We start from the raw sequence: 24,677 nt of genomic DNA on the forward strand, positions 1-24,677 counted from the left end.
TTAGTTTTCTTTGCCCGCTTTAAATAAAAAATCCTTTTCTTCTTGAGATAAACTTTCGTAACCAGACTTACTAATCTTATCTAAGATACCATCTACCTTACGTTGTTTACTTTCTTTTGTGTAATCCGGTTTCGTTTGTTTTTTTACAGACTCTCTTCTGTAAACAGTTTTTAAAGGAGATTTTTTTTCTTTTTTCCTAAAGATATTTACAATTCCATCAACTAACTTCTCAAAACCTGAACCTATATCTGTACCATTAAGAAGTTGTCTCGCATAAAAATACCCCAAAGCAGCTCCTCCTAAATGCGCTAAATGCCCTCCTACATTCCCACTAGTAGGTATTCGAATTAAATCTGTTAAAACTACAAAAGCACCTATATACCAAAGCTTAACATTAATAATAAAGAGTCTAACTTCTTGATTAGGTATATATGTACATATAAAAATTAATATAGCTGTAACACCTGCCGAAGCTCCAATAAGCGAAGTATTTGTGTGTACTAAAGTTGGAAAAACATTATAGCTCAATAAAAACGCTAATCCACCAGCTATAACTCCTAAAAAATAGACATTAAGAAAACGTTTATTTCCAAAAAGGTTCAGAAAAATTCTTCCTGAAAAGTACAACAACATCATGTTCCAAAATACATGCCCTAAACTACCATGAAAAAAAGAGTAACTAATTATAGACCATGGCTGCGTTATAAATATAGAAAAATCTTTGGGTAGCTCAAACCAAGACATAATACTAAACCCAAAAAGAGCTTTCAAAAGTCCGTCTACAATAAAAACGATAACATTTACTACTATAAGTTTTTCTGCTATAGAGAGGTTAGCGTATTGGTATTTTAAATTTCCTTGTGCCATACACTTAATTCCAACGGTTACCGTTAAATTGATTTTTTTTCCAATACCACATCATAATAAAACCAAATAACGCACCACCAACATGCGCAAAATGAGCTATACCGTCTCCAGAATTACTAAAGCCATAATAAAAATCTCCAATAAAGTATAACGGAACAAAATACTTTGCTTTTATTGGCACTGGAAAAAACAAGAGCATTAACTCCATATTTGGAAACATAAAAGCAAAAGCAACCATAATTCCAGAAGTAGCACCAGAAGCACCCAACATTCTTCCATTAAATTCAGACAACAAACTCTCCACGATATCTTTAGATGCTAATTCATACCAACCTGTGTTATATTGACCTTTAATTAATGTATCAATTATTTCAGATTTAACTACCCCTGCACTTTCAAGTACCTCTAAGGATTCTGAGAAAAAATAATAATTAGCCAGGGTCTGTATTAATAATGCACCTAATCCCACTGAAAAATAGAAAAATAAAAACTTATTTCTCCCCCACATTTTTTCTAGAGGAGAACCAAACATCCATAATACAAACATATTAGCAACTATATGCATTACACTACCATGCATAAACATATGAGTAATAATTTGCCAAAATTGAAAATTCTTATTCAATGGGAACCACATTGAAAACCAATGATAAATTTGTTCGCCGAAAAGCTGTGCAGCAATAAAAAATAAGACATTAATTATTAGTAAATGCTTAATAACACCTGTTAATCTAGCCATCTAAATAAATTTTTTATCAATATCGTTTTCTGTTATAGTAACATACGTTGGTTTATTAAACGGACTTAATCCTGGTTCCTTACAAGCGAACAAATCATTTACTAAAGCTTGTTGTGAAGCCGCATCTAATACCGCTCCTGTTTTTACACTTAAAGTCTTAGAAAGTGTTTTTGCAAGAATATCGGTTTGCGAAAAACTATCTCCAGAAATTTCCATTTGATAATCTAAAATTAATTGTTCTAAAACCATTTCCACTTCACTTTCTACAACCTGTAAGGGAACTCCAGTTATTTCTACAACTTCTTTATCGGTAATATTAAATGCAAAACCAATAGTTCTTAACTGCTCTTGTATTTCTTTTAATATAGTAACATCTGTGGTAGAAAAATGCAAAGAAAGAGGAAATAACAATTGCTGAGTTACCGCTTCCTGAATAGTAATATTCTTTAAGAATTTTTCATAGAGTACTCTTTGGTGCGCTCTACTCTGATCTATTACCACCATACCAGATTTAATGGTGGTTACTATATATTTTCTTCTAAGTTGAAATGTTGTTGAAACTGATTCTTCTTCAATCTTTTCTTCTTTAAATATAGACCCTGTAATAACCTCAGACTCAAACTCCATACTAGCAAAAGGAGCACTTTCCTCTTTTTTTGTTCCTAAACCCTCATATAAATTTTCCCACCCTTTAGTACTTGGTTTGGTATAATTTGTAAATGAAGTTCCTGCTGTATTAGAAGTACTTTTTGGCTTTTCTACCTCGTTAGCAAAAGGATTAAAAGTAGCATCTACTGTAACTTGCGGTATTTCTACTTGTTTATTTTTATAAGAATAAGGTGTATCTAAATTAGGGTCTTGCTCAAAATCTATAGCTGGCACAACACTAAATTGCCCTAGGCTATGTTTTATTGTAGAACGCAACAAAGCATATAATGTATGCTCATCATCAAACTTAACCTCGGTTTTTGTTGGATGAATATTGATATCTATTGTACCAGGATCCACTTCTAAACATAAAAAATAACCAGGATACGTATTTGGTTTTATTAGCCCTTCAAAAGCAGCAACTACAGCATGGTGCAGGTAAGGGCTTTTTATAAACCTATCATTCACAAAAAAAAACTGTTCTCCCCTACTCTTTTTTGAAAATTCTGGTTTATTTACAAATCCAGAAATTTTCACCACTTGCGTTTCTTCGTTAACAGGTACTAATTTAGAATTAGCTTTTCCTCCAAATATTTGTACTATTCTTTTTCTAAAATTTACGATAGGTAAATTAAATAACTCACTTCCGTTATTATAAAAATGAAAAGCAATAGTTGGATGCGCTAAGGCAACTCTATGGAACTCGTCTGTAATATGTCTAAGTTCTACTTGATTAGATTTTAAAAAATTTCTACGTGCTGGTATATTAAAAAAAAGGTTCTTTACCAGCATTGAAGTTCCTTTAGGAGTAACCGTAACTTCTTGAGCAATTACTTTACTGCCTTCTATTTTTAATTGGGTACCTACTTCATCTACCTCCGTTTTGGTTAAAAGCTCTACGTGTGCAATTGCAGCTATAGACGCTAAAGCTTCTCCTCTAAACCCTTTTGTATTTAAATTAAATAAATCCTCGGCTTTTTGGATTTTAGATGTAGCATGCCTTTCAAAACTTAAACGAGCATCTGTAGCACTCATTCCTTTTCCATTATCTACAACTTGGATAAGCTTTTTTCCAGCATCTTTTACAATAAGTTTTATTGTCGTAGCACCAGCATCAATTGCATTTTCTAGAAGTTCTTTTACAACTGAAGCGGGACGTTGCACTACCTCACCCGCAGCAATTTGATTCGCTACGTGGTCTGGCAAAAGTTTTATAATATCTGCCATGCTAACTTATAAATATGGATAAATCAAAATCAATAATAAATAAAAATATTAAGATTAAAACTACAAGGATAATAACCATTCTCTTTCTAAGGTTACGGTCACCCTCTCTTTTAACATCGTCTAAAACGTTATTAAACTTTCTTTTTAACCCTCTATTTCTTCCTACGGTAGACCTATACTTATCAAACTTATGTTCAATTTCATAAGGATTCCCTTCTCCTTTATCGTCATAAAAACGAGGAGAATATCCAAATTTCTTGTTCTTACCTAATTTCGTGATTTTGCTAAGCATCCCCATTGTATCAAAGTTACTTAAAATCAAAAAATATGCCGTAATAGGGACCTTAAAATTTGTTAACAGTTTTAAAGTTTTCTGTAATAGAAGTTAAAAAAGCAGGAAACTAGCCTATAGCAGCCATTTTTATTGCAGCAATTGCGGCCTCTGTGCCCTTATTTCCGTGTTTGCCTCCACTACGATCAATAGCTTGTTGCAAAGTATTATCAGTTAACACACAAAAAATAACTGGAGTATCTGTTAATACATTTAAATCTTTAATGCCTTGAGCGGTTCCGCTACATACAAAATCAAAATGTTTTGTCTCTCCTTGAATTACACTTCCAATTGCAATAACAGCATCTACTTTTTGCGTAGCTATCATTTTTTTAGAACCATAAATAAGTTCAAAACTACCAGGAACATCCCATTTAACAATATTCCCTTCTAATGCACCACAATCTTTAAGAGCTTCTACTGCTCCTAGATAAAGACCGTTAGTTATTTTTGTATTCCATTCAGAAACAACAATCCCAAATCGAAAGTCTTTCGCATTTGGGATTGTTTCTTTATCATAAACAGATAAATTTTTATTTACTGTAGCCATTTTTATTCACTTTTAGCCATTCCAAGAAAGGCATCAATACTACGAGCTTCATCAGAACTAGAAAATTCATCTTTAATTCTTTGAAAGAATTTTAAAGCTTTTTCATTTTCCTTTAACTCTAATGCAGTTACTCCTGCTTTATATAAAAATTTTGGAGCTGTGTATTCATTACCGCTATGCGCTACCGCACTTTCATAATATCCTAAAGCATCACTTGCTTGTCCTAATTGCATAAAAGCATCTCCTAAACCACCTTTTGCTAAAGCACCTAATATTGCATCATCAGAAGAAAAGTTTTCTAAATAAGTAATTGCCTCTTGGTATTTTTGCATATTCATATAAGACATACCAGCAGAATAATTAGCAATATTTGCTGCTTTGGTTCCATTGTATTCTTCTATTATATTTAAAAAGCCATATTTACCATCTGCACCATTTAATGCTAAAGTAAACAATGAATCTTTTGCAGTAGTACTAATTAAAGCTTGGTCAAAATGTTGCTGTGGATAATACATTTCATTAGCAGCATCTGCCTCCTTAGGATTCTGTACAAATTGCATGTATCCTAAATATCCTAAAACCGCAACTGCTATTACACCAATAATACCTAATATGTAATTTTGATTATTAGAAACCCATTCCTCACTTTTAGAAGCACTCTCATCTAGGGTATTAAATACTTCGGCAGTTGTGCTTTCTTGCTCCTCTACCTGTTGCTCTTCTACTTGATTTTTAGGTTTAAATCCTCGTTTTTTATATGTTGCCATCTTAAATTTTATTGATCGCGCAAAAATAAAGTTTTTATTGAAATTCAAGTGGGTATTTATTCGTTATTTTTCGATATTTTGCAGGTTTCTATGAGAATTTAGAATAAAATACCCGAAAATTAAGTATGCATCTACATAAATTATCCTTAATAAATTATAAAAACTTTAGTTCAGAAAATTTTGAGTTTGACACTAAGACCAACTGTTTTGTAGGACATAACGGTGTTGGAAAAACAAATGTTCTAGATGCTATTTACCATTTATCTTTTGGCAAAAGTTATTTTAATCCAATAACCTCTCAGAATATAAAACACAATGAAGACTTTTTTGTTATTGATGGTTTTTTTAAAAAAAATGAAAAAGAAGAGCATATAGTTAGCAGTCTAAAAAAAGGAGCAAAAAAAATAATTAAACGCAACGGCAAAGCATACGAACGCTTCTCGGATCATATTGGCTTGCTGCCTTTAGTAATCATTTCTCCTTATGACAGAGATTTAATTGCAGAAGGTAGTGTTACTAGAAGAAAATTTATAGACGGAGTCATTTCTCAGTCAGACAAAGAATATTTACTCACCTTAATAAAATATAATAAGGTATTATCTCAAAGAAACTCTTTATTAAAATACTTTGCTATTAACCATACTTTTGATGCTACAAACCTAGATGTTTATAATGAGCAATTATATGAATATGGCACATTAATATTTAACAAAAGGCAAAAATTTTTAAATACTTTTATTCCTATTTTTAAGGAGCAATATAAAGCCATAACCAATAACACTGAAGAAGTAACTATATCTTTTGAAAGTAAATTAAAAGACCAAACGCTTTTACAATTATTAAAAGCTACAGTAGATAAAGACCGTGCATTGCAATATACTAGTAGCGGAATTCACAAAGACGATTTAAGTTTTAAAATTAATAACTACCCTGTTAAAAAATTTGGTAGTCAAGGACAGCAAAAATCTTTCTTAATTGCTTTAAAATTTGCTCAATTTCACTTTATTAAAGAACAATCTAAAACCACCCCTATTTTAGTTTTAGATGATATTTTTGATAAATTAGACGAAAACAGAGTTTCTCACATTATAAGCTTGGTAGATAATGAAAGTTTTGGACAAATTTTTATTAGTGATACCCATGCAGAAAGAACAGAAAATTTAGTTAAAAACATACATCAATCTTATAAAATTTTTAAATTATAAGTATGCTTAAAAATTTAGTTTTTCTTATTGCTTTATGCTTTACTAGCTGTTCTTCTAAAATTGATAAACATGACATAAAAAACCTAAATGGGTATTGGGAAATACAAAAAGTAACCTTTAAAGACGGTACCTCTAAAGAATATAAAATGAGTACTACCTTAGACTACATTCAAGTTTCAGATACTACTGGGTACAGAAAAAAAGTACAACCAAAATTTAATGGCACCTATGAAACCTCTAACGATGCAGAAATATTTAGGATTACAGAAGAAAACGCAACATTCTTCTTAAATTATTCTTTGGATGAAATTAGCAAGAGAAAAGAAAAATTGGTTACTTTAAATAAGAACACATTTTCTGTTATAAACGAAGAAGAAATTATGTATACCTATAAAAAATTCACTCCTATAAATAGTACTAAATAATGGCAAAACGCAAGTTTGGTAATTTACCGTTAAATGAAGCTTTACAAGAATTTATTAAAGAAAATAAATTACAAGGCGGTATGGACAAAGTTAATGTTAAGGAAGCTTGGGTTAACTTAATGGGTAATGGTGTTAATAGTTATACCACGGCTGTAGAATTAAGAAATGAGACTTTATTTGTTTCCCTTTCTTCCTCTGTACTAAGGAATGAGTTAAGCCAAGGAAAATCTAAAATTATTACAATGCTTAATGAAGAGTTAGGTAAAGAAATAATTAAAAAACTTGTTTTAAGATAAAAAAAGCTGCCTATTTAAAGATAAGCAGCTTTTAAAATAATATACTTTTATATTTAGTAAATTTCTCTTCCTGAAAAATGGAAACTTCCTTCTATAGCAGCATTTTCATCACTATCAGAACCATGAACAGCATTTTCTCCAATACTAGTTGCAAACATTTTACGAATAGTACCTTCCGCTGCCTCAGCAGGGTTAGTAGCTCCAATTAAAGCTCTAAAATCTTCTACAGCATTTTCTTTTTCTAAAATAGCAGACACAATTGGCCCCCTAGTCATAAAAGTAACTAACTCTCCAAAAAATGGACGCTCACTATGTACCGCATAAAATGCCTCTGCATCTCTTTTGCTTAACTGTGTATATTTCATTGCTACAATTTTAAAACCTGCAGCAGTGATTTTATCTAAAATACCACCAATATGCCCATTTTCTACAGCATCAGGCTTAATCATTGTAAAAGTTCTATTTGTTGTCATGTCTTATTTTTTGCGCAAAAATAAAGCTTTTAAATAAACGAACAAGAAAAATAAAAGAAAGTGTTTAGTTCTTGATTTTAAGCATATAAAAAGAGAAAAAAAATATTCAAAATAATAAACTTTGTAATTTAATAACAAAACACGTAAACTTAATCTTTACTATCTATACCATAATAAAAACTAGTATTCTTTACACAAAACATTTTAGCCATAAAAATTGATTTAAAATACAGTAACAGACCCCTAAAAATTTCTCCTTTTATTTTATAAAATTGTATATTCGTCGTCATGAATTTAAAGGACATAAATGCGCTTAAAGCGCTACTTTCTACACCTCAAAAAATTGTAATCGTACCGCATAAAAATCCAGATGGAGATGCTATAGGCTCTACCTTAGGGCTATACCATTATTTACAAGATAAAGGACACAAGGCAATCATTATTTCTCCTAATGACTATCCTAAATTTTTAAAGTGGATTCCAGGAAATGAGAACATTCTTAATTTTGAAAAGGAAAATTACCAATCTAAAGACCGTATTAATGAAGCCTCAATTATTTTTACATTAGATTTTAATCACTTAGGAAGAATAGGACAAATGCAGCCTTTCTTAGAACAAGCAAATGCAACTTTTGTAATGGTAGACCACCATCAAGAACCAGCAGACTATGCAAGTATTATGTATTCTGATGTTAGTATGAGCTCTACCTGCGAAATGGTGTATAACTTAATTGAATTTTTAGGGGATGTAAGTAAGATTAATGCCAAAATTGCTAATTGCCTTTATACTGGAATAATGACCGATACAGGTTCTTTTAGATTTGCATCTACCACCAGTAGAACACATGAGGTTGTTGCTGACTTAATTAAAAAAGGTGCTAAAAATACCGAAATTCATCAAAAAATCTACAACGCTAACACGCCAAGCAGATTACACTTACTTGGTTGCGCTCTTAAGAATATGGTAATTTTAAAAGAATTTAATACCGTATATATAACGTTAAGTCAACAAGAATTAGACACTTACAACTATCAAAAAGGAGACACTGAAGGATTTGTAAATTACGGTCTAACATTAGAAGGAATAAAATTTGCTGTCATTTTTATAGAGAATAAAGAAGAAGGGATTTTAAAAATATCATTACGTTCCATTGGAGATTTTTCTGTGAATGAATTCTCTAGAAAACACTTTAATGGCGGTGGCCATACTAATGCTGCAGGTGGTAAAAGTGATGATTCTATTGAGGAAACAACTAACTATTTTAAAAACCTGTTAAAAGATTACAAAGAAGAATTAACCGCATGAAAAATATCGCATTAATTTTATTCTTATTAGCCATAGCAAGCTGCAAAGGTCCAGAACCAAGAAGAGCTGTTAAAAAAAGTTCTGGTAACATAATTAAAGAATCGGTTGCTAGAAACAAAAGACTCTTAAAAGAAGAAGAAAAACTCTTTAAAGAGATTATTGAAAAAGACACCATTCATAAGTACATTCATAGTGATGTAGGTTCATGGTATTATTATACAGATAAGAATAACGAAAGTAGCTATACTGCCAAACCAAAAGATTTAGTTACTATGACCTATACTATTTTAAATGTAAACAATGACACTATTTATTCCTACAAGGAAATAGACACCATAAATTACAAAGTAGATTTACAGGAACTATTTCCAGGACTTAGGCATAGCGTTAAACTATTAAAAGAAAATGAAACAGCTACCTTTTTATATCCTTCTTCACTAGGATATGGCTATCATGGTGATAACAAAAAAATTGGAATTAACCTTCCTTTAAAAGCAACTATATCCATTTTAAAAATTAAAAAAGAAAACCAATAGATTTAAAATTAAAATTATGATAAAAAAAGTATATGCATTTATAGTTATAACTCTTGTAATAGCAAGTTGTAAATCTGGAAAACATGCAGATTTAGGAGATGGATTATTTGCAAATATAGAAACTACAAAAGGAGATATAATTGTAAAATTAGAACAAGAAAAAACTCCAGTTACCGTTGCTAACTTTGTTTCCTTAGCAGAAGGAACAAGCCCATTTGTAAGTGAAGAGTTTAAAGGAAAAAAATATTATGACGGCATTATTTTTCATAGAGTTATAAAAGACTTTATGATTCAAGGTGGCGATCCTACTGGAACTGGCTCAGGAAGCCCTGGATACAAATTTAAAGATGAATTTAATGACTCTTTAACGCACAGTAAAAAAGGTATTTTATCTATGGCTAACTCTGGACCAACAACCAACGGAAGTCAGTTTTTTATAACCCATAAAGAAACTCCTTTTTTAAACGGAAGACATACCGTTTTTGGTGAAGTAGTAGAAGGTTTGGACGTAGTAGACTCTATTGCTGTTGTTAAAACACAATCTGACAGACCTTTAGATAGTATTGTCATGAATAAAGTTAGTATTATAAGAAATGGGAAACTTGCAAAGAAGTTTGATGCCATTAAAGTTATGAGTTCTTATTTTAAAGGTGAAGAAGAAAAAATCGCAGCCTTTGAAAAAATGAAAAGCGAATTTGCTTCTGAGCTTAATGAAATGAAAACAAAAGCAACAGAACTTCCAAGCGGATTACAAATTTATACTATAAAAGAAGGTTCTGGCGAAAAACCAAAAGTTGGTCAAAAAGTAAAAGTTTTTTACGCTGGGTACTTATCCAACGGTAATTTATTTGATAGTAATTATGAAGAAGTTGCTAAAAAGTTTAATAAATATGACGATAGAAGAAAAAAAGGACGTGGATATGAAGCAATCCCTATGGATTATAGTCCTGATGCTACCCTAATACCTGGATTTAAAGAAGGGTTATTAAGTATGAAAGTTGGCGATAAAATTCGTGTATTTATTCCTCCACATTTAGGATACGGAGAAGCTGGTGCAGGAGCTGTTATACCTCCTAATGCAGATTTAGTTTTTGATTTAGAAATTACTGGTATTGCAGAATAAAACAAAACCAGATATTATAAAAAAGGCTTGCAAAATGCAAGCCTTTTTTATAATTATTTTCCTGGACTATCTTTTAGAATCTCTAAAACAAACTTCCAGTATTTTTGAACTGATGAAATACTAACTCTCTCATCTGGAGAATGTGCTCCTTTAATTGTTGGTCCAAAACTTATCATATCTATTTTTGGGTAGTTTTTCCCTAATATACCACACTCCAAACCCGCATGGCAAGCTGCTACATTTGGTTTTTCTTTAAAAATTGCTTCATATTTATTTTCTAAAACTTTTAATATAGCAGAATCCGGATTGGGATTCCAACCAGGGTAATCACCAGACAAAGAAACATTCATACCTGCCATTTCAAAAGTAGCTGTTAACACATTTGCCAAATCATCTTTAGAGGAGTTAACAGAAGAACGAGTTAAACATGCTATTACAACTTCTCCTTTTTTAACGGTTACACTTGCAATATTATTAGAAGTTTCTACTAATCCCGGCATTGAATTACTCATACTATAAACACCATTATGTGCAGCATAAAGAGCATTGAATAGTTTTTCTTGAGGACGTAATCCCATAACTGTTTTAGGCTTTCTAACTACGATAACCGCAACATTAAGATTAGGCTCTGCTATTTTAAATTCTTGCTTTATTATAACTGCTAAATTTTCTATTTCTTTTTTAAATGCGCTTGCATGAGCTTTATCTACAATTAATACTGCAGAACTTTCTCTTGGAATTGCATTACGCAAACCACCACCATTTATTTCAGAAATTCTTATACTATAATTCTTATTACAGGTATATAAAATTCTATTCATTATTTTATTAGCGTTACCTAATCCTTTATGAATATCCATACCACTGTGCCCGCCTTGTAGACCGTTTACAACAATCTTATAAGGAACTACTCCCCTTGGAAGAGACTTCTCAGAATAAGTACGCTTTGCAGTTATATCTACTCCCCCAGCACAACCTATACCTATTTCATCATCTTCTTCGGTATCTAAATTTAATAGAATCTCTCCTTTCAAAATTCCTCCTTTAAGACCCATCGCGCCTGTCATTCCAGTTTCTTCATCAATAGTAAATAATGCTTCTAAAGCCGGATGTTCAATATCTTTACTTTCTAATAATGCCATTATGGTTGCCACCCCTAGCCCATTATCAGCTCCTAAAGTGGTGCCTTTTGCTTTTACCCAATCTTCCTCTACAAACATATCTATTCCTTGTTCCTCAAAATTAAAAATAGTGTCGTTATTTTTTTGATGCACCATATCTAAATGAGACTGTAACGTTATCATTTTCTTATTTTCAAAACCTTTAGAAGCAGGTTTTCTAATTATAACATTACCAATCTCATCTTTTAGAGTTTCTAAATTTAAAGATTCTCCAAAAGCAAGCATAAAATTTATAACACGCTCTTCTTTTTTGGAAGGTCTTGGAACTGCATTTAAATCTGCAAATTTATTCCAGACAGGTTTAGGTTCTAATTCTCTTATTTCTTTACTCATTTTTTTATTTTAATCAATCAAAAATACGGATTGATAAACAACCTTACGAGTAAATTAGCTAATTTTGAAAAGGACGCTACATATTCATAACTTTCTAATATCAACATATAATTTGAAATTAACTCTAAATAAAAGTATTGCCATATTATTAATACCACAAATTATTGTTGTAAAATGGATTGGAAGCTACCCTGAAGTTGTAGAAAAATATTACAGTAATTGGCTATACCCAATAATAGCCTCTTTCTTTAGATCGCTTTTTGGATGGGTTCCTTTTTCTATAGGAGATATTATATATTTTTTATTAATACTTATAGGTTTAGGATACATTTATACAAATAGAAAGTACTTACGAAAAAACTTAAAAGTATTTTTTATAAACTGCATAATGATACTTTCTATAGCGTATTTTACTTTTCATCTTTTATGGGGGTTCAATTACTACAGAGAACCTATTTCTAAAAAATTTAATTTAAAAGAAGAATACTCTCAGGAAGAACTTATAGTTTTAACAAAAAAACTTATTGCCAAAACTAACGCTACACAACTAAAAATCACAAAAGACTCTACTACTACTGTAACTTTTCCTTACACTAAAGAAGAAATATTTTCTAAAACTTTAGACGGTTACGTTCAATTAAATAAAAAATATCCTTTTTTATCTTACCAAAAACCAAGCATAAAAAAATCGCTCTTTAGCACAGGACTAACCTATATGGGGTATGGTGGCTACCTTAACCCATTTACTAATGAAGCACAAGTAAATGCTTTATTGCCTAAATTTAGATTTCCTGTAGTTGCTGGTCATGAAATTGGGCATCAAATAGGGTATTCTGCAGAAAATGAAACTAATTTTATTGGATATTTAGTTACTGTTCATAACTCTGACATTCATTTTAAATATTCTGCATATGCTTATGCTTTAGGCTATTGCCTAAACAATATAAACAAGAATAACCCAGAGCTTGTTAAGCAACTATTAAATGAATTAAACCCAGGGGTTAGAAATAACTATAAGGAAATGACCACTTTTTGGAATACCTATGAAAATTCTTTAGAGCCTATTTTTAAATCTATCTATAACAGTTTTTTAAAAGCTAACAATCAAACTAAAGGGATACAAAGTTATAATTCTGTTATATCCCTTATTATTAGCTATCATAAAAAAAACAATTTATAGATTTTTTTTACTTTATTCTACAGAACCCCAGTTTTCTCCAGATTTAATTCTGTACAATTGCATTTCTGAAATACCAAATTGTTTTGCTAACATTTTTAGTCTAGTACGCCTATTGGGATCATTTATTTTTTTCTTTAGCAACCTTACTTTTGCCTCTGATAATTTAGAATATCGTCGTCTTTTAGAAGCTTCTTTGTATTCCGGATTACTAAATTGATGTTTTTCTTTCTCTTCTTTAGTAGCCCATTTTAAGTTTTCTAGTCTGTTATCTTTTTTATCGTAATTTAAATGAATTACATAAACTCCATCCTTTTTTTCAAGAAAATGCTCTGCAATTAACTTATGTACATATCTACTAGTTAATTTTTTATTCACTTCCTGTTTTAAAGGCAAGTTTTGATAGCCATTAATATAAGTTACTTTTACCAGTTTTTCGGTAGTACCTTTACAGTTAATGATTCTTCCAAAATTTGAAATCTTGTACTTCTCGTTTTTAGAAATCTTGTCGTCAAACTTAATTTCTTTCCAATTTTCTTTTCTGTAGCTTTTTATCATCTTTAGGGGGTTCAATGATAGTTAATGGTTTCTTTATATATTTTAACAAGATATAAAATTCTTTGCAATACCAATATTATTTGAGGTTTTCCTTACAAAGAATAAAAACAAATCAGCTTATTTACGTAAAAAAACATACGTAATCTTACAAAACATATAATTATAATTTACTTTATTTTTATAAATGGTACTAACTCCCCTATTTTATAAACATTTTCTCTAGGGAGTAAACAAACAAAGCCATTAGCTCTAGGTAATGTTGTTAAATCTCCAGAACCGTTACCATTTATGAATTTTCCACAAAACATACCTTTCTCTAAAAAAGTAGTTACTTGAACAAATTTGGCTAATGGAGGTTTTGCTTCTATTTCTTCCTGCAGTTGCACTTGTAAATTATCTTGCGGTAATCCCAAACTCTTTTTTAGCCACGGTAAAAAATACACATGGTAATTAGCAAATGTGGAAACGGGATTTCCAGGAAAAGAAAATATAATCGTATTTGTTTCTTTATGAATACCAAACCAAAAAGGTTTTCCTGGTTTTTGCGCCACTCTATGAAAAACTTTTTCTACTCCAAGTTCTTCCATAACCTCAGGGATATAATCATATTTTCCTTTAGAAACGCCACCGCTTAACAACAGAGCATCATTATTCTTAAGCGCTATAGAAAGACTTTTTTTAATTTCTTCTTTTTTATCCACTAAATGCAACTGTTCTGGAGTAATATACTCTTTGTACAAAGCAGTAACTATAGAAAGAACATTAGATTTTCTAATTTGATGTGGCAATGGCTTTTCTTCTACTGGAACAAGCTCATTTCCTGTAGAAATAACACTTATTTTAGGAAGTTTTTTAACTTTCACTAAAGCTTTACCAACCGTAGCCAAAATACCAACCTCAGCAGCGTCTATTATTGTTCCAGGAAATAATAAAACAGCCCCTTTTTTTTCATCGGTTCCTTGTGCATGAATATTTATTCCTTGTTTTGGAATCTCATTAATTGTAACTACTCCATCAGTAATACTAACATGTTCATACATTACAATGGTATCTGCATTTTTAGGCAACACAGCTCCTGTCATAATCTCTAAACAGTTATAATCTTCTTTTAATTCTTGCTGCGGAATTCCTGCACTACAAATACCTTCTATTTTTAACTCCGTTTTTCCTTCTAAAATAGATTTATAATTAAGTGCAATACCATCTTTAGTAGAACGATTAAAAGGCGGAAAATCACGATCTGCACAAATTGTTTCGGCTAATACTCTACCAACACTGTTTTTTAAAGTAATAGTCTCTTCTCCAAAATCTTTAGCATATTCTAAAACCTTACTAAGGGCTTCCTCAAAATTTATCATTAGCAATAGTATAATTAGGCATAATTAGCAAAGGAATTTAAACTATTCATTCCTCCGTTTACATTAACACAAATAGCTTCTGGAAACTCTTTTATTACTATCCGCAATGCTTTTTTACTACGTATACCAGATTGGCAAATAAAATAAATAGGGGAATTTGTATCTAGTTCTTCCAATCGGTCATCTATTTCATCTAACGGAATGTTTATAGCCCCAATAAGATGCTCATCTTCATATTCATTCTCAGTCCTAACATCAATAAGTTGTATATTTTTATCCGCTAACAAATCTTGTAAACCAATAGCTTCAATAGACTCTAGCATTGTTTCACAACTAAAGTCATAGTTAGTTTGCAATTCTTTAATTAATAAGTTTTCTTCTACAACAGGAAATTTTATTTTTTGACTTCTTTGCGCTAAAGCATCAAAAATTAATAAAGTACCGGATAATAAATCTCCAATACCAGTAATTAACTTAACCGTTTCTAAAGCTTGTAAGTTACCAATTATTCCTGGTAGTATTCCTAAAACGCCATTCTCATTACAATTTGGAATAGCATCTTCTTTTGGCATGGTTGGGAATAAACACCTATACGTTGGACCTCCATTTGCATTAAAAACACTTACTTGCCCCTCAAAATCATGTAAGGCACCATAAACAAAAGGTTTATTTAGAATAACACAAGCATCGTTTACAAGATATCTTGTTGGGAAATTGTCTGAAGCATCTACAACGCAGTCGTAATTTTTAATAATTTCTAGAGCATTTTCAACATTAAGAAAAGTCGCAAAAGTTTTAATTCGTGTATTGGAATTCTGAGCTTTTAATTTCCTAGCTGCAACGGTTACTTTTAGTTTATCTACATCATCCTCGTCAAATAACACTTGTCTATGTAAATTGGTGATAGAAACCGTATCATTATCTACAATTCCAATTTCACCAACTCCCATGGCATTTAAATACGTTAAAACAGGTACACCCAAACCACCAGCGCCAATTACCAAAACTTTAGCATTTGCTAATTTGTTTTGCGCTAACTTTCCAAAACTTTTTAATTGAATTTGCCTACTATACCTATTCTGGCTCATGAGACAGCAATTTTCTCTAATGCTTCTTTATAATCTTCTACAGAATTTGCATTAAGCAACACATGTTCATTAGAAGGAAAAACTAACTCCACTTCACTATTAATTAAATATTTACGTGGACAACTACCATTCCCAGCTTCTAAGTAAGTAACCGATTCCTTTAGTGCTTCTGGTTCCCAAATAGCACATAATGGTTCTGGTAACGGACTTTCTTTTAAAGCAAAAGCTGTAGACAAAGGGTTCTTATTTAAATTTCTAGACGCAATTAATTCTTTTAAAGAAGTAACATCCATTAAAGGTAAATCACAAGCTAAAACCAACCAAGCAACATCTGGATACGTTTTATAGGCAGACAAAAGCCCATTATAAGGTCCTTTATATTCGTCTTTATCAATAATAACATTAAATTCTTCATTAATTTCTGAAGCTTGTTCGTTACGAATACTCATAAAAGTCTTATCGCAAACAGAACTTAACATTTCATATAAATGTTTTCTTTGTGGCTTCCCATGATAAGACAACAATCCTTTATCTTGTCCCATTCGGGTACTTTTACCTCCAGATAGAACTAAACCATATATTTTACCTTTCAAAATCATTTTTCCCTCCTGTTTTTTTCTCTAATTTAATTTCAGAAATAATTATATCTTGAGACAATGCTTTACACATATCATAAATAGTTAATGCTGCCACAGAAACACCTGTTAAAGCTTCCATTTCTACTCCTGTTTTCTCTGTACATTTTACGGTACAACTAACCAGCAACTCATTAACTCCTAGCTCTATGTCAATATGAACTTTTGTTAGGTTTATTTGATGGCAAAGCGGAATTAACTCAGATGTTTTTTTTACTGCCTGTATTCCTGCTATGATTGCAGTTTGTAAAATGCTTCCTTTTTTGCCAGAAAATTGATTTTCTGATAAAGTTTTAAAAACTATTTCTGGAAAAATCACTTTTCCTGATGCAATAGCTAAACGTGGCGATTCTGCTTTATTAGAAACATCTACCATTACCGCATTACCTGCCTCATCTATATGTGTAAGTTTAGTACTCATTACCCTCCTATTGATGTCATTGAATTAGAAAAAACATTTTTGTATTTTTCTTGTGCTTCAAAACCTGTTTTAGCTCTGCTCCCAACAGCTTTTAGAATTTCGGTTTTAATTCCATTTTCAGAGTTCTCGCCTCTCATAATATCTCTTAAATTAGCACTAGCTTTTGCATACAAACAAGTAATTACATCTCCTGTAGCAGAAATTCGTAATCTATTACAACTACCACAAAAAGTTCTACTAAAAGACGGTATAATACCAAAAGAACCCTTGTAGCCAGGTATTTTATAATTAATAGAAGTCGATGTTTTCTCGGATTCTAATTTAAAATAATCAGGAAAACCTTCTTTAATATGTTCTAAGATGTGCTTATAATCCCATTTTAATTTAGAGAATGATTTTGTACCGCCATTAAATGGCATCTCTTCTAAAAAACGCACACAAACATTAAAATCCTTAGTTAACTCTAAAATTGGAAGTATATCTTGCGTATTTTGACCTTCTAGTGCTATAAAATTTATACGCACATTAAAACCTTCTGTAATTAACTTAAGAATATTAGCGTGTACTGTTTCGTATTCTTTTCTTCTTGTAATGCGTTCAAATGTATCTCTATTAATAGCATCTAAGCTTACATTAATATTTTTAATTCCTAATTCTTTAAGTTCATTTATGTATGGTCCAATTACAGTTGCATTAGTGGTTATAGATATATCTTTTAAACCCTTTAAATTAGATAAGTGGCGTAATAAAACCATTACATCCTTACGTACAAATGGTTCTCCTCCTGTAATTCTAATTTTATCTATACCTTGACTTACTAGAATAGAACTTAACTTAGACAATTCTTCTATTGTAAATAAGGCATTGTTTGGCGCAAAATTTATACCTTCCGAAGGCATACAATAATTGCATCTTAAATTACAACGGTCTGTTACCGCTAAACGCAAGTAATTAATTGTTCTATTATGATTATCTACTAACATAAACTATGGATGGGCAGATACCCAGACTTCTTTATTTTTAAACATTTCTTTTTTCCAGATAGGAACTTGTTCCTTTAAAGTATCAATTAAATAACGGCAAGCTTCAAAACATTCTGGTCTATGGGCAGAAGAGGCCCCAACAATAACTACTGGTTCTTCTACTTTTTTTGCACCAACAGCATGCGTAATAACCACACTATTTAGGCTCCATTTTTTTACAGCCTCATCTGCAATTTTTTGCATTTCTTTTAAAGCCATTGTTTTATAAGTTTCAAACTCTAAGGCTATAACTTCTTCGTTGGCTGTAAATTCCCTAACCGTACCTATAAAAACACAAATACCTCCACTATGTGCATGCGATAACTGAGCATATATATTGGAAGTATCTATAGTATTTACTATTTCTATTTTTATTTTCTTCATTAGCCTCCGCTTACTGGTGGTATAATAGCAATTTCATCATTCTGATCTAAAGGTACATTATCTTTAGCATATTCATTATTAACTGCTACTGCAAAGGATGTTAATTTAGAAAATTCGGAATATCTAGCCATTAAATATTCTTTTAAATCATTTACCGTAGGTTTATTTACTAAATCCGAAATTAACAATTCGGAAGTACCCACAATATCTCTAGCTATTCCAAAAAACAAAACATTCATTTTAACATCTCTTAATTAACCAATTATTTCTTTTGCAACCATATTTTTAGTAAATGGTTGCTTATATATTCTTTTCCCAGTTGCTTTAGTAATTGCTATTGAAACAGCAGCACCTGCAGGAGGTAAAGTTGGCTCTCCTAAACCAGTAGGTGCTAAGTTATTTTCTACAAAGTACGTTGCTACTTTTGGCGCTTCACTATTACGAATAAGACGATAAGCACCAAAATTACTACTACCTGGCATACCATCTTTAAATTTAAAATCGCCATACATAGCATGTCCAACACCATCTACTACGCCACCTTCTATTTGATTAATTGCTCCAAGCGGATTAACCACTATACCACAATCTACAGCTACGGTAACATTTTTTACTACAGGCTTATTATTTTCCATCACCACATCGGCAACCTCAGCTACATGTGTATTATGACAATAGTAAGCGCAAAAACCTTGATAAACACCTTCTTTTGGAGTTCTATAACCAGATTTTTCCACTACTAAATTTATCACACCTTCTAAACGTTCTGGTGAATATTGAATTTTACTATCTTTAGTACCTTTTACTTTTTGTAATAAATCTAATCGCATTTGAACAGGGTCTTTCTCTGTTATTTCTGCCAATTCATCAAAAAAGCTTTGTTCCGCATAAGATAAAAAATTAGTATATGGAGCTCGCCATGCACCAGTAGTTATATTACTTTTTATGCTTGCTACATCTATCTGATAATTTTCAATAGCACCTGCTGGAAAAAAATTAGGTATTAAACCATACATATTCCCATTAACGGCTGCCTCTTTTAGCTGGTATCCTGTTATTTCTCCATTTTTTACACTAGCCTTAATTCTATATTTTATTGCAGGTCTATATACTCCTGTTGTCATGTCATCTTCTCTAGAAGAAACCATTTTAACAGGCTTACGAATTACATCTGCTATCTCTGCAACTTCCATAGCAAAATCTCCATATAGTCTTCTTCCAAAACCACCCCCCATACGCGTCATTTCTACACTAACCTCTTCCAAGTTTCTATCTAACATAGTAGAAACTGCTGTTGCTAAATCTTCTGGTGTTTGTATTGGCCCTACTAATCTTATTTTAGCGTCATCTACACTAGCAAAGAAATTCATAGGTTCCATACAGTTATGTGGCAAAAATGGAGATTCGTATGTTCTTTCTAAAACTTTATCTGCTTGCGCAAAAGCTTTTTTCACATCTCCATCAGAACGCATAGTTCTAAACTTTTTACCATCTAGCAACTTTACCAATTCTGTATCATGAGCATCTGTACTTTCTAATGGCGTAACTTTTTTCCAGGCTGCTTTTATTGCTTTTTTTCCTTTCATAGCAGCCCAAGTAGATGTGGCAATCACAACAATTTTATCACTACTACTAAGTTTAACAGACCATCCTGGTTTTTTGCTATTTAAAAGATTTCTTGCTTTTTCTCCAATAGTAATAACATCTAATACACCATTAATACTTTTTGCAGCAGTAGCATCAAAGGATTCTAATTCTTGCCCAAAAGCTGGAGGTCTTAAAACAGATGCATATACCATTCCCTCTTCTTTATAATCCATCCCAAAAAGAGGTTTTCCACTAACAATTTTATCTATATCAACGTTTATAGCTTTAGTACCAATTATGGTATAATCTTTTGGCTCTTTAAGCGCTACATTCTCTGGAATTTCTAATAAAGCTGCCTCTTTTACAACATCTCCATACCCAAGAGTTTCTCCCGTTGCATTTGTAATTACCCCTTCCTTTGTAGAACATTCTGAAGCACTAACTCCCCATTTTTCCGCAGCAGCATTAACTAGCATTTGCCTTGCTGTAGCTCCTGTTTGGCGTAAAGCATCCCAACCAAAACGAATAGATTGACTACCACCAGCAACTTGTCTTGTATAATTTTCTGTATCTAAAATACCTTGCTCTACAACTACATCTTTCCATGCTACATTTAATTCTTCTGCAATAATCATAGGCATAGATGTTTTTACGCCTTGCCCAATTTCAGGATTAGGAGAAAAAATAGTTACCATACCATTTTCCGCAATCTTAATAAATGCATTAAAATCTGTAAAGCTTAATTTTGTTATATCTATTGGCAGCTCTGCTTTTTGTTTACATGCAGTAAAAAGGTTAAAACCAATTAATAATCCGCCACTTGCTAAAGAGGAAGCCTTTAAAAAACCCCTTCTACTAAAATTAGACTTATTTTCTATTACCATTTTTTAGCTATTAAGGTTACCCCATTTTTTCTGAAGCAATTACTACTGCTTTTTGTATACGATTATAAGCAGAACAACGGCATATATTACCATTCATTGCTACTTTAATTTCTTCCTCTGTAGGTTTAGAATTAGTTTCTAAAAAAGCCGAAGCAGTCATAATTTGACCTGCTTGGCAATAGCCACATTGAGGCACATCTACTTCTTTCCAAGCTTGTTGCACTGGATGCGAACCGTTTTCTGAAAGCCCTTCTATTGTTGTTATTTCTTTATCTTTTAAAGCAGAAATGGGCATTAAACAACTCCTTGTTGCCACACCATCTACATGTACGGTACAAGCGCCACACTGCCCTATTCCACAACCAAATTTAGTCCCTACTAAATCTAAATGGTCTCTAAGCGCCCATAATAAAGGGGTATCAAATTCCGCATCTACCAATTGTTTTTTTTTGTTAACTTTTAAATTGTATGTTGGCATAATTAGTAAAGATTGAATTATAAAAAATAACCTTATATAAGGTACTCTAAAATTATTATAAAAAATAATACTTAAATAGTATAAATTCACTTTTAACTTTTAATTATACTAACACATAGTCTTATTTTGCATTTATAAGCTTAGCATTGTTTGGCATCTTAAAATAACCTTCTTTTATTGAATTTGAATTTAGTGCTGCATTTTTAAATTCTAAAACATGATCCGGTTCTATTAAATTTCTACCTTCATATGTATACCATGAAATAGATTTTGGAAGCACTACATTATTAATAGTTTGCCAGTTGTTATAATGAATCCACTTTACGTTTTCAGAAACCTCACCACTTCTATACGTTACCGTATAGCCTAACCACTCCATTTTATACGTTTCTGGATTATAATGTATATAGTAATTGTCTTTAGAAGAGGTTCCTACACCTGAATTAAAGTTTATTTTTATCCCAGGATAAGATACTCCCTTGAATTCTAAATCTTGTGTCTCACTATATACAATTCCATTATCCGCCAAAACAAATGGCATTGCATAAAAATAAAAGTACAAATTATGAAAAAAGACAGGGTCTCCTTTAAAAAGGTGCTTCTCATTTAACATCCATATATTTTTTCCACCAAAACCAATAGAATACTCAGGCGCATCTACCCGATCTTTCCTAGATTTTAAATCAATAGAATGTTTTTCCGTATATCCTTCTTTAGCAATTTCAAAAGTGAGCAAACTATATTCTTTCCAAGCATTTAATCCCCCATGAGCATTAAGAACTTTCTTAAAAACATCTGGATAATCATTTGGATTAGAAGTTTCTATTGTTTCTTTCTCTGGTTTTACTGTTTCTTCTTTTTTAGTATTCTCTTTACATGAAAAAAGCAAAACAGATAAACATATTCCTATAATTGATTTTTTAATCATATTTTCTATAATTTTTTGATTTTTAGCATTGTCACTATATTAAAGTTTGAATTACACTATTTTTGTAATAATGAGCAAAATTAAACATTTAAGTAGCCTTCAAAATTCTTTAATTAAGAAAGTATTGCTACTCAAAGATAAATCTAGAGAACGTAAAAAAGCAGCACTTTTTGTAGTAGAAGGTCAAAGAGAACTAGAACTAGCCTTAAAAGGAGGCTATCTTATTTCTACTTTATTTTTTGAGCCTTCTTTATTTTCAGAAAGTGTATTAGAAAAATACAATGCTGCCAAAGAGGTAATTTCTGTAAGTAAAGAAGTGTATCAAAAAATAGCCTATAGAGGTACAACCGAAGGTATAGTTGCTCTTGTTGAAAGTAAAAATAATACTTTAGAAAATTTAAAATTTAAAAACAAAACTCCTTTAATTCTTATTGCAGAAGCCCCTGAAAAACCAGGAAATATTGGTGCTTTATTACGCACAGCAGATGCTGCAAATTTAGATGCTGTTTTAATTGCAAACCCTAAAACAGATTTGTACAACCCTAACATTATACGCTCTAGCGTAGGTTGTGTTTTTACGGTACCTGTTGTCATGGCTAACACCAGTGAAATTATCTCTTTTTTAAATACCAAAAACATAGCTATTTACTGTGCGGCATTAACTGCATCTACAAACTACACAAGTATAGATTATACAAATGCAACTGCAATTGTAGTAGGCACAGAAGCTACAGGCTTAACAGATAATTGGTTAAATGCTTCTAAAAAAAATATAATTATACCTATGGAAGGTGAAATAGACTCTATGAATGTATCCGTATCTGCTTCTATAATACTTTTTGAAGCAAAAAGACAACGCCAATCTTCTTAATAGCAGAAATTTATACAATGAATAGTACTACTTTATATTATGTAATAATTGGAATTTTAATTTTTCAATTTATTCTTGAAACAATTTTGGATTATTTGAATGCAAAAAAATATAACGATCCTATACCAGAAGAACTGCAAGATGTTTTTGATGCCAAAGCATACAAAAAGTCGCAAGAATATAAAAAAACGAACTATCGTTTTGGGCTACTAACCTCTACATTTTCTTTAGTATTAACATTAGGATTTTTACTATTTGGAGGATTTAACTTTGTAGACCAATTAGTACACACCATTTCCAATAATTCTATTTTACAAGCCCTTTTATTTTTTAGCATTATATTAATAGGTAGTGATATTATTACGACTCCTTTTTCATATTATCAAACCTTTACGATTGAAGAAAAATTTGGGTTTAATAAATCTACACCTGCTCTTTTTTTTATAGATAAAATAAAAAGCTGGGCAATGATGGGTGTTGTTGGCGGCAGCATTCTAGCTTTAATATTATGGTTTTTTCAATGGGCAAGCACTAATTTCTGGATATATGCTTGGGCACTAATTGCTGTATTTACACTATTCATGAATCTTTTTTACAGTAAACTTATAGTTCCTTTATTTAACAAACAAAATCCTTTAGAGGAAGGAACATTAAAAAACAAAATTGAAATGTATGCACAAAAAGTGGGTTTTGCTTTAAACAACATTTATATTATAGATGGCTCCAAACGCTCCACAAAAGCTAATGCTTACTTTTCTGGATTTGGAAAAGAAAAACGAGTAACACTTTATGATACATTAGTAAATGATTTAGAAGAAAATGAAATTGTAGCTGTTCTAGCTCATGAAGTTGGGCATTACAAAAGAAAGCATATAATTTTTAATTTAATTTCTTCTATAGCACTTACTGGTTTTATGCTTTTTATTCTTTCACTATTTGTTAATAATCCAGAAGTTTCCTTGGCAATTGGAGTTTTAAAACCAAGTTTTCATGCTGCATTAATAAGTTTTGGCATACTATATAGTCCTATTTCTGAACTAACAGGATTAGTAATGAATAGTATATCTAGAAAATTTGAATACCAAGCAGATGATTATGCTAAAAACACTTACGCAGCAGCTCCACTAATTAGTAGTTTAAAAAAACTTTCAGAAAATAGCTTAAGCAATCTTACCCCACATCCAGCATATGTTTTTATGCACTACTCCCATCCACCATTAATTAAAAGAATACGTAATTTAAAGGAATAGTTTTTGTTGTATACCAATAAAGAATGTATT

General features: G+C 31.3%; 28 protein-coding genes. 9 read left to right on the top strand and 19 right to left on the bottom strand.

From position 1 onward, the window contains the following. The 6 genes from Q0945_RS13560 to Q0945_RS13585 form a co-directional block, all read right to left on the bottom strand. Window positions 1-867 carry a rhomboid family intramembrane serine protease gene (locus Q0945_RS13560; RefSeq protein WP_299435480.1) on the bottom strand — a complete coding sequence of 289 codons (867 nt, stop codon included), beginning with the start codon at window positions 865-867 and terminating at the stop codon, window positions 1-3. A gap of 4 nt (window positions 868-871) precedes the next feature. After that, a complete protein-coding gene (locus tag Q0945_RS13565) occupies window positions 872-1,606 on the bottom strand; it encodes a rhomboid family intramembrane serine protease (protein WP_299435482.1) in 735 nt (244 codons plus the stop codon). Then, entirely contained in the window at window positions 1,607-3,481 is a 1,875-nt protein-coding gene (gene mutL, locus Q0945_RS13570) for a DNA mismatch repair endonuclease MutL (protein ID WP_299435484.1), read from the bottom strand. Window position 3,482: 1 nt separating this feature from the next. Further along, a complete protein-coding gene (locus tag Q0945_RS13575) occupies window positions 3,483-3,779 on the bottom strand; it encodes a riboflavin synthase subunit beta (protein ID WP_299435631.1) in 297 nt (98 codons plus the stop codon). A gap of 103 nt (window positions 3,780-3,882) precedes the next feature. Then, window positions 3,883-4,362, bottom strand: a complete 480-nt coding sequence (gene ribH, locus Q0945_RS13580) for a 6,7-dimethyl-8-ribityllumazine synthase (protein WP_299435486.1) — start codon at window positions 4,360-4,362, stop codon at window positions 3,883-3,885. A 2-nt stretch (window positions 4,363-4,364) separates the two neighbouring features. Further along, on the bottom strand, window positions 4,365-5,129 hold the full coding sequence (locus Q0945_RS13585; protein WP_299435488.1) for a tetratricopeptide repeat protein: 765 nt from the start codon (window positions 5,127-5,129) through the stop codon (window positions 4,365-4,367). Between the two features lie 125 nt (window positions 5,130-5,254). Here Q0945_RS13585 and recF point away from each other — a divergent pair, with 125 nt between their 5' ends. The 3 genes from recF to Q0945_RS13600 are packed head-to-tail and all read left to right on the top strand — an operon-like array spanning window position 5,255 to window position 7,055. Then, window positions 5,255-6,334 (top strand): DNA replication and repair protein RecF, encoded by a 1,080-nt coding sequence (gene recF, locus Q0945_RS13590; protein ID WP_299435490.1) that lies wholly within the window; start codon window positions 5,255-5,257, stop codon window positions 6,332-6,334. A 2-nt stretch (window positions 6,335-6,336) separates the two neighbouring features. Then, the gene (locus Q0945_RS13595) at window positions 6,337-6,759 is read left to right on the top strand and encodes a hypothetical protein (protein ID WP_299435492.1); all 423 of its coding nucleotides are present in this window, start codon (window positions 6,337-6,339) and stop codon (window positions 6,757-6,759) included. Then, a complete protein-coding gene (locus tag Q0945_RS13600; RefSeq protein WP_299435494.1) occupies window positions 6,759-7,055 on the top strand; it encodes a DUF721 domain-containing protein in 297 nt (98 codons plus the stop codon). The genes Q0945_RS13595 and Q0945_RS13600 overlap by 1 nt, the downstream gene beginning before the upstream one ends. Window positions 7,056-7,108: 53 nt before the next feature. Here Q0945_RS13600 and Q0945_RS13605 read toward each other — a convergent pair whose 3' ends face one another. Next, window positions 7,109-7,528, bottom strand: coding sequence for a nucleoside-diphosphate kinase (locus tag Q0945_RS13605; RefSeq protein ID WP_299435496.1), 420 nt, complete (start codon window positions 7,526-7,528; stop codon window positions 7,109-7,111). A gap of 288 nt (window positions 7,529-7,816) precedes the next feature. On the opposite strand from Q0945_RS13605, the gene Q0945_RS13610 reads away from it, so the two are divergent. The 3 genes from Q0945_RS13610 to Q0945_RS13620 are packed head-to-tail and all read left to right on the top strand — an operon-like array spanning window position 7,817 to window position 10,492. Next, a complete protein-coding gene (locus tag Q0945_RS13610; protein WP_299435498.1) occupies window positions 7,817-8,833 on the top strand; it encodes a bifunctional oligoribonuclease/PAP phosphatase NrnA in 1,017 nt (338 codons plus the stop codon). Next, window positions 8,830-9,369, top strand: coding sequence for a gliding motility-associated peptidyl-prolyl isomerase GldI (gene gldI, locus Q0945_RS13615; protein ID WP_299435500.1), 540 nt, complete (start codon window positions 8,830-8,832; stop codon window positions 9,367-9,369). Before Q0945_RS13610 ends, gldI begins: the two co-directional genes overlap by 4 nt. 16 nt (window positions 9,370-9,385) lie before the next feature. Then, window positions 9,386-10,492 (top strand): peptidylprolyl isomerase, encoded by a 1,107-nt coding sequence (locus Q0945_RS13620; protein WP_299435502.1) that lies wholly within the window; start codon window positions 9,386-9,388, stop codon window positions 10,490-10,492. Between the two features lie 53 nt (window positions 10,493-10,545). On the opposite strand, the gene Q0945_RS13625 is transcribed toward Q0945_RS13620, so the two are convergent. Further along, window positions 10,546-12,006 (bottom strand): aminoacyl-histidine dipeptidase, encoded by a 1,461-nt coding sequence (locus Q0945_RS13625; protein WP_299435504.1) that lies wholly within the window; start codon window positions 12,004-12,006, stop codon window positions 10,546-10,548. Window positions 12,007-12,118: 112 nt separating this feature from the next. On the opposite strand from Q0945_RS13625, the gene Q0945_RS13630 reads away from it, so the two are divergent. Beyond that, window positions 12,119-13,186: a DUF3810 domain-containing protein gene (locus Q0945_RS13630; protein ID WP_299435506.1), complete on the top strand. Its 1,068-nt coding sequence runs from the start codon at window positions 12,119-12,121 to the stop codon at window positions 13,184-13,186. Between the two features lie 12 nt (window positions 13,187-13,198). Here Q0945_RS13630 and Q0945_RS13635 read toward each other — a convergent pair whose 3' ends face one another. The 11 genes from Q0945_RS13635 to Q0945_RS13685 form a co-directional block, all read right to left on the bottom strand. After that, window positions 13,199-13,741 carry an HNH endonuclease gene (locus tag Q0945_RS13635; RefSeq protein WP_299435508.1) on the bottom strand — a complete coding sequence of 181 codons (543 nt, stop codon included), beginning with the start codon at window positions 13,739-13,741 and terminating at the stop codon, window positions 13,199-13,201. 167 nt (window positions 13,742-13,908) lie between these two features. Further along, window positions 13,909-15,099 (bottom strand): molybdopterin molybdotransferase MoeA, encoded by a 1,191-nt coding sequence (locus Q0945_RS13640; protein WP_299435510.1) that lies wholly within the window; start codon window positions 15,097-15,099, stop codon window positions 13,909-13,911. 14 nt (window positions 15,100-15,113) lie between these two features. Further along, window positions 15,114-16,187 (bottom strand): HesA/MoeB/ThiF family protein, encoded by a 1,074-nt coding sequence (locus tag Q0945_RS13645; protein ID WP_299435512.1) that lies wholly within the window; start codon window positions 16,185-16,187, stop codon window positions 15,114-15,116. After that, window positions 16,184-16,786, bottom strand: coding sequence for an NTP transferase domain-containing protein (locus Q0945_RS13650; protein WP_299435514.1), 603 nt, complete (start codon window positions 16,784-16,786; stop codon window positions 16,184-16,186). Before Q0945_RS13650 ends, Q0945_RS13645 begins: the two co-directional genes overlap by 4 nt. Then, window positions 16,770-17,243 carry a cyclic pyranopterin monophosphate synthase MoaC gene (gene moaC / locus Q0945_RS13655; RefSeq protein WP_299435516.1) on the bottom strand — a complete coding sequence of 158 codons (474 nt, stop codon included), beginning with the start codon at window positions 17,241-17,243 and terminating at the stop codon, window positions 16,770-16,772. The genes Q0945_RS13650 and moaC overlap by 17 nt, the downstream gene beginning before the upstream one ends. Beyond that, window positions 17,243-18,226 (bottom strand): GTP 3',8-cyclase MoaA, encoded by a 984-nt coding sequence (gene moaA, locus Q0945_RS13660; RefSeq protein ID WP_299435519.1) that lies wholly within the window; start codon window positions 18,224-18,226, stop codon window positions 17,243-17,245. The genes moaC and moaA overlap by 1 nt, the downstream gene beginning before the upstream one ends. Window positions 18,227-18,229: 3 nt before the next feature. Then, window positions 18,230-18,649, bottom strand: a complete 420-nt coding sequence (locus Q0945_RS13665; protein ID WP_299435521.1) for a molybdenum cofactor biosynthesis protein MoaE — start codon at window positions 18,647-18,649, stop codon at window positions 18,230-18,232. Next, window positions 18,649-18,888, bottom strand: a complete 240-nt coding sequence (gene moaD / locus Q0945_RS13670; protein WP_299435523.1) for a molybdopterin converting factor subunit 1 — start codon at window positions 18,886-18,888, stop codon at window positions 18,649-18,651. The genes Q0945_RS13665 and moaD overlap by 1 nt, the downstream gene beginning before the upstream one ends. Window positions 18,889-18,903: 15 nt before the next feature. Then, window positions 18,904-21,120, bottom strand: coding sequence for a molybdopterin cofactor-binding domain-containing protein (locus Q0945_RS13675; protein ID WP_299435525.1), 2,217 nt, complete (start codon window positions 21,118-21,120; stop codon window positions 18,904-18,906). Between the two features lie 16 nt (window positions 21,121-21,136). Further along, window positions 21,137-21,598, bottom strand: a complete 462-nt coding sequence (locus tag Q0945_RS13680) for a (2Fe-2S)-binding protein (RefSeq protein WP_299435527.1) — start codon at window positions 21,596-21,598, stop codon at window positions 21,137-21,139. Between the two features lie 121 nt (window positions 21,599-21,719). Next, entirely contained in the window at window positions 21,720-22,526 is an 807-nt protein-coding gene (locus Q0945_RS13685) for a DUF6503 family protein (RefSeq protein ID WP_299435529.1), read from the bottom strand. A gap of 70 nt (window positions 22,527-22,596) precedes the next feature. Between Q0945_RS13685 and Q0945_RS13690 the strand changes: the two genes are divergently transcribed. Beyond that, complete coding sequence (locus tag Q0945_RS13690; RefSeq protein ID WP_299435531.1) at window positions 22,597-23,397, top strand: RNA methyltransferase; 801 nt, start codon at window positions 22,597-22,599, stop codon at window positions 23,395-23,397. Between the two features lie 17 nt (window positions 23,398-23,414). Further along, the gene (locus Q0945_RS13695) at window positions 23,415-24,647 is read left to right on the top strand and encodes a M48 family metallopeptidase (protein ID WP_299435533.1); all 1,233 of its coding nucleotides are present in this window, start codon (window positions 23,415-23,417) and stop codon (window positions 24,645-24,647) included. Window positions 24,648-24,677: the final 30 nt, after the last annotated feature.

The organism is uncultured Maribacter sp. (assembly GCF_947500405.1).
Classification (GTDB): Bacteria; Bacteroidota; Bacteroidia; order Flavobacteriales; family Flavobacteriaceae; genus Maribacter_B.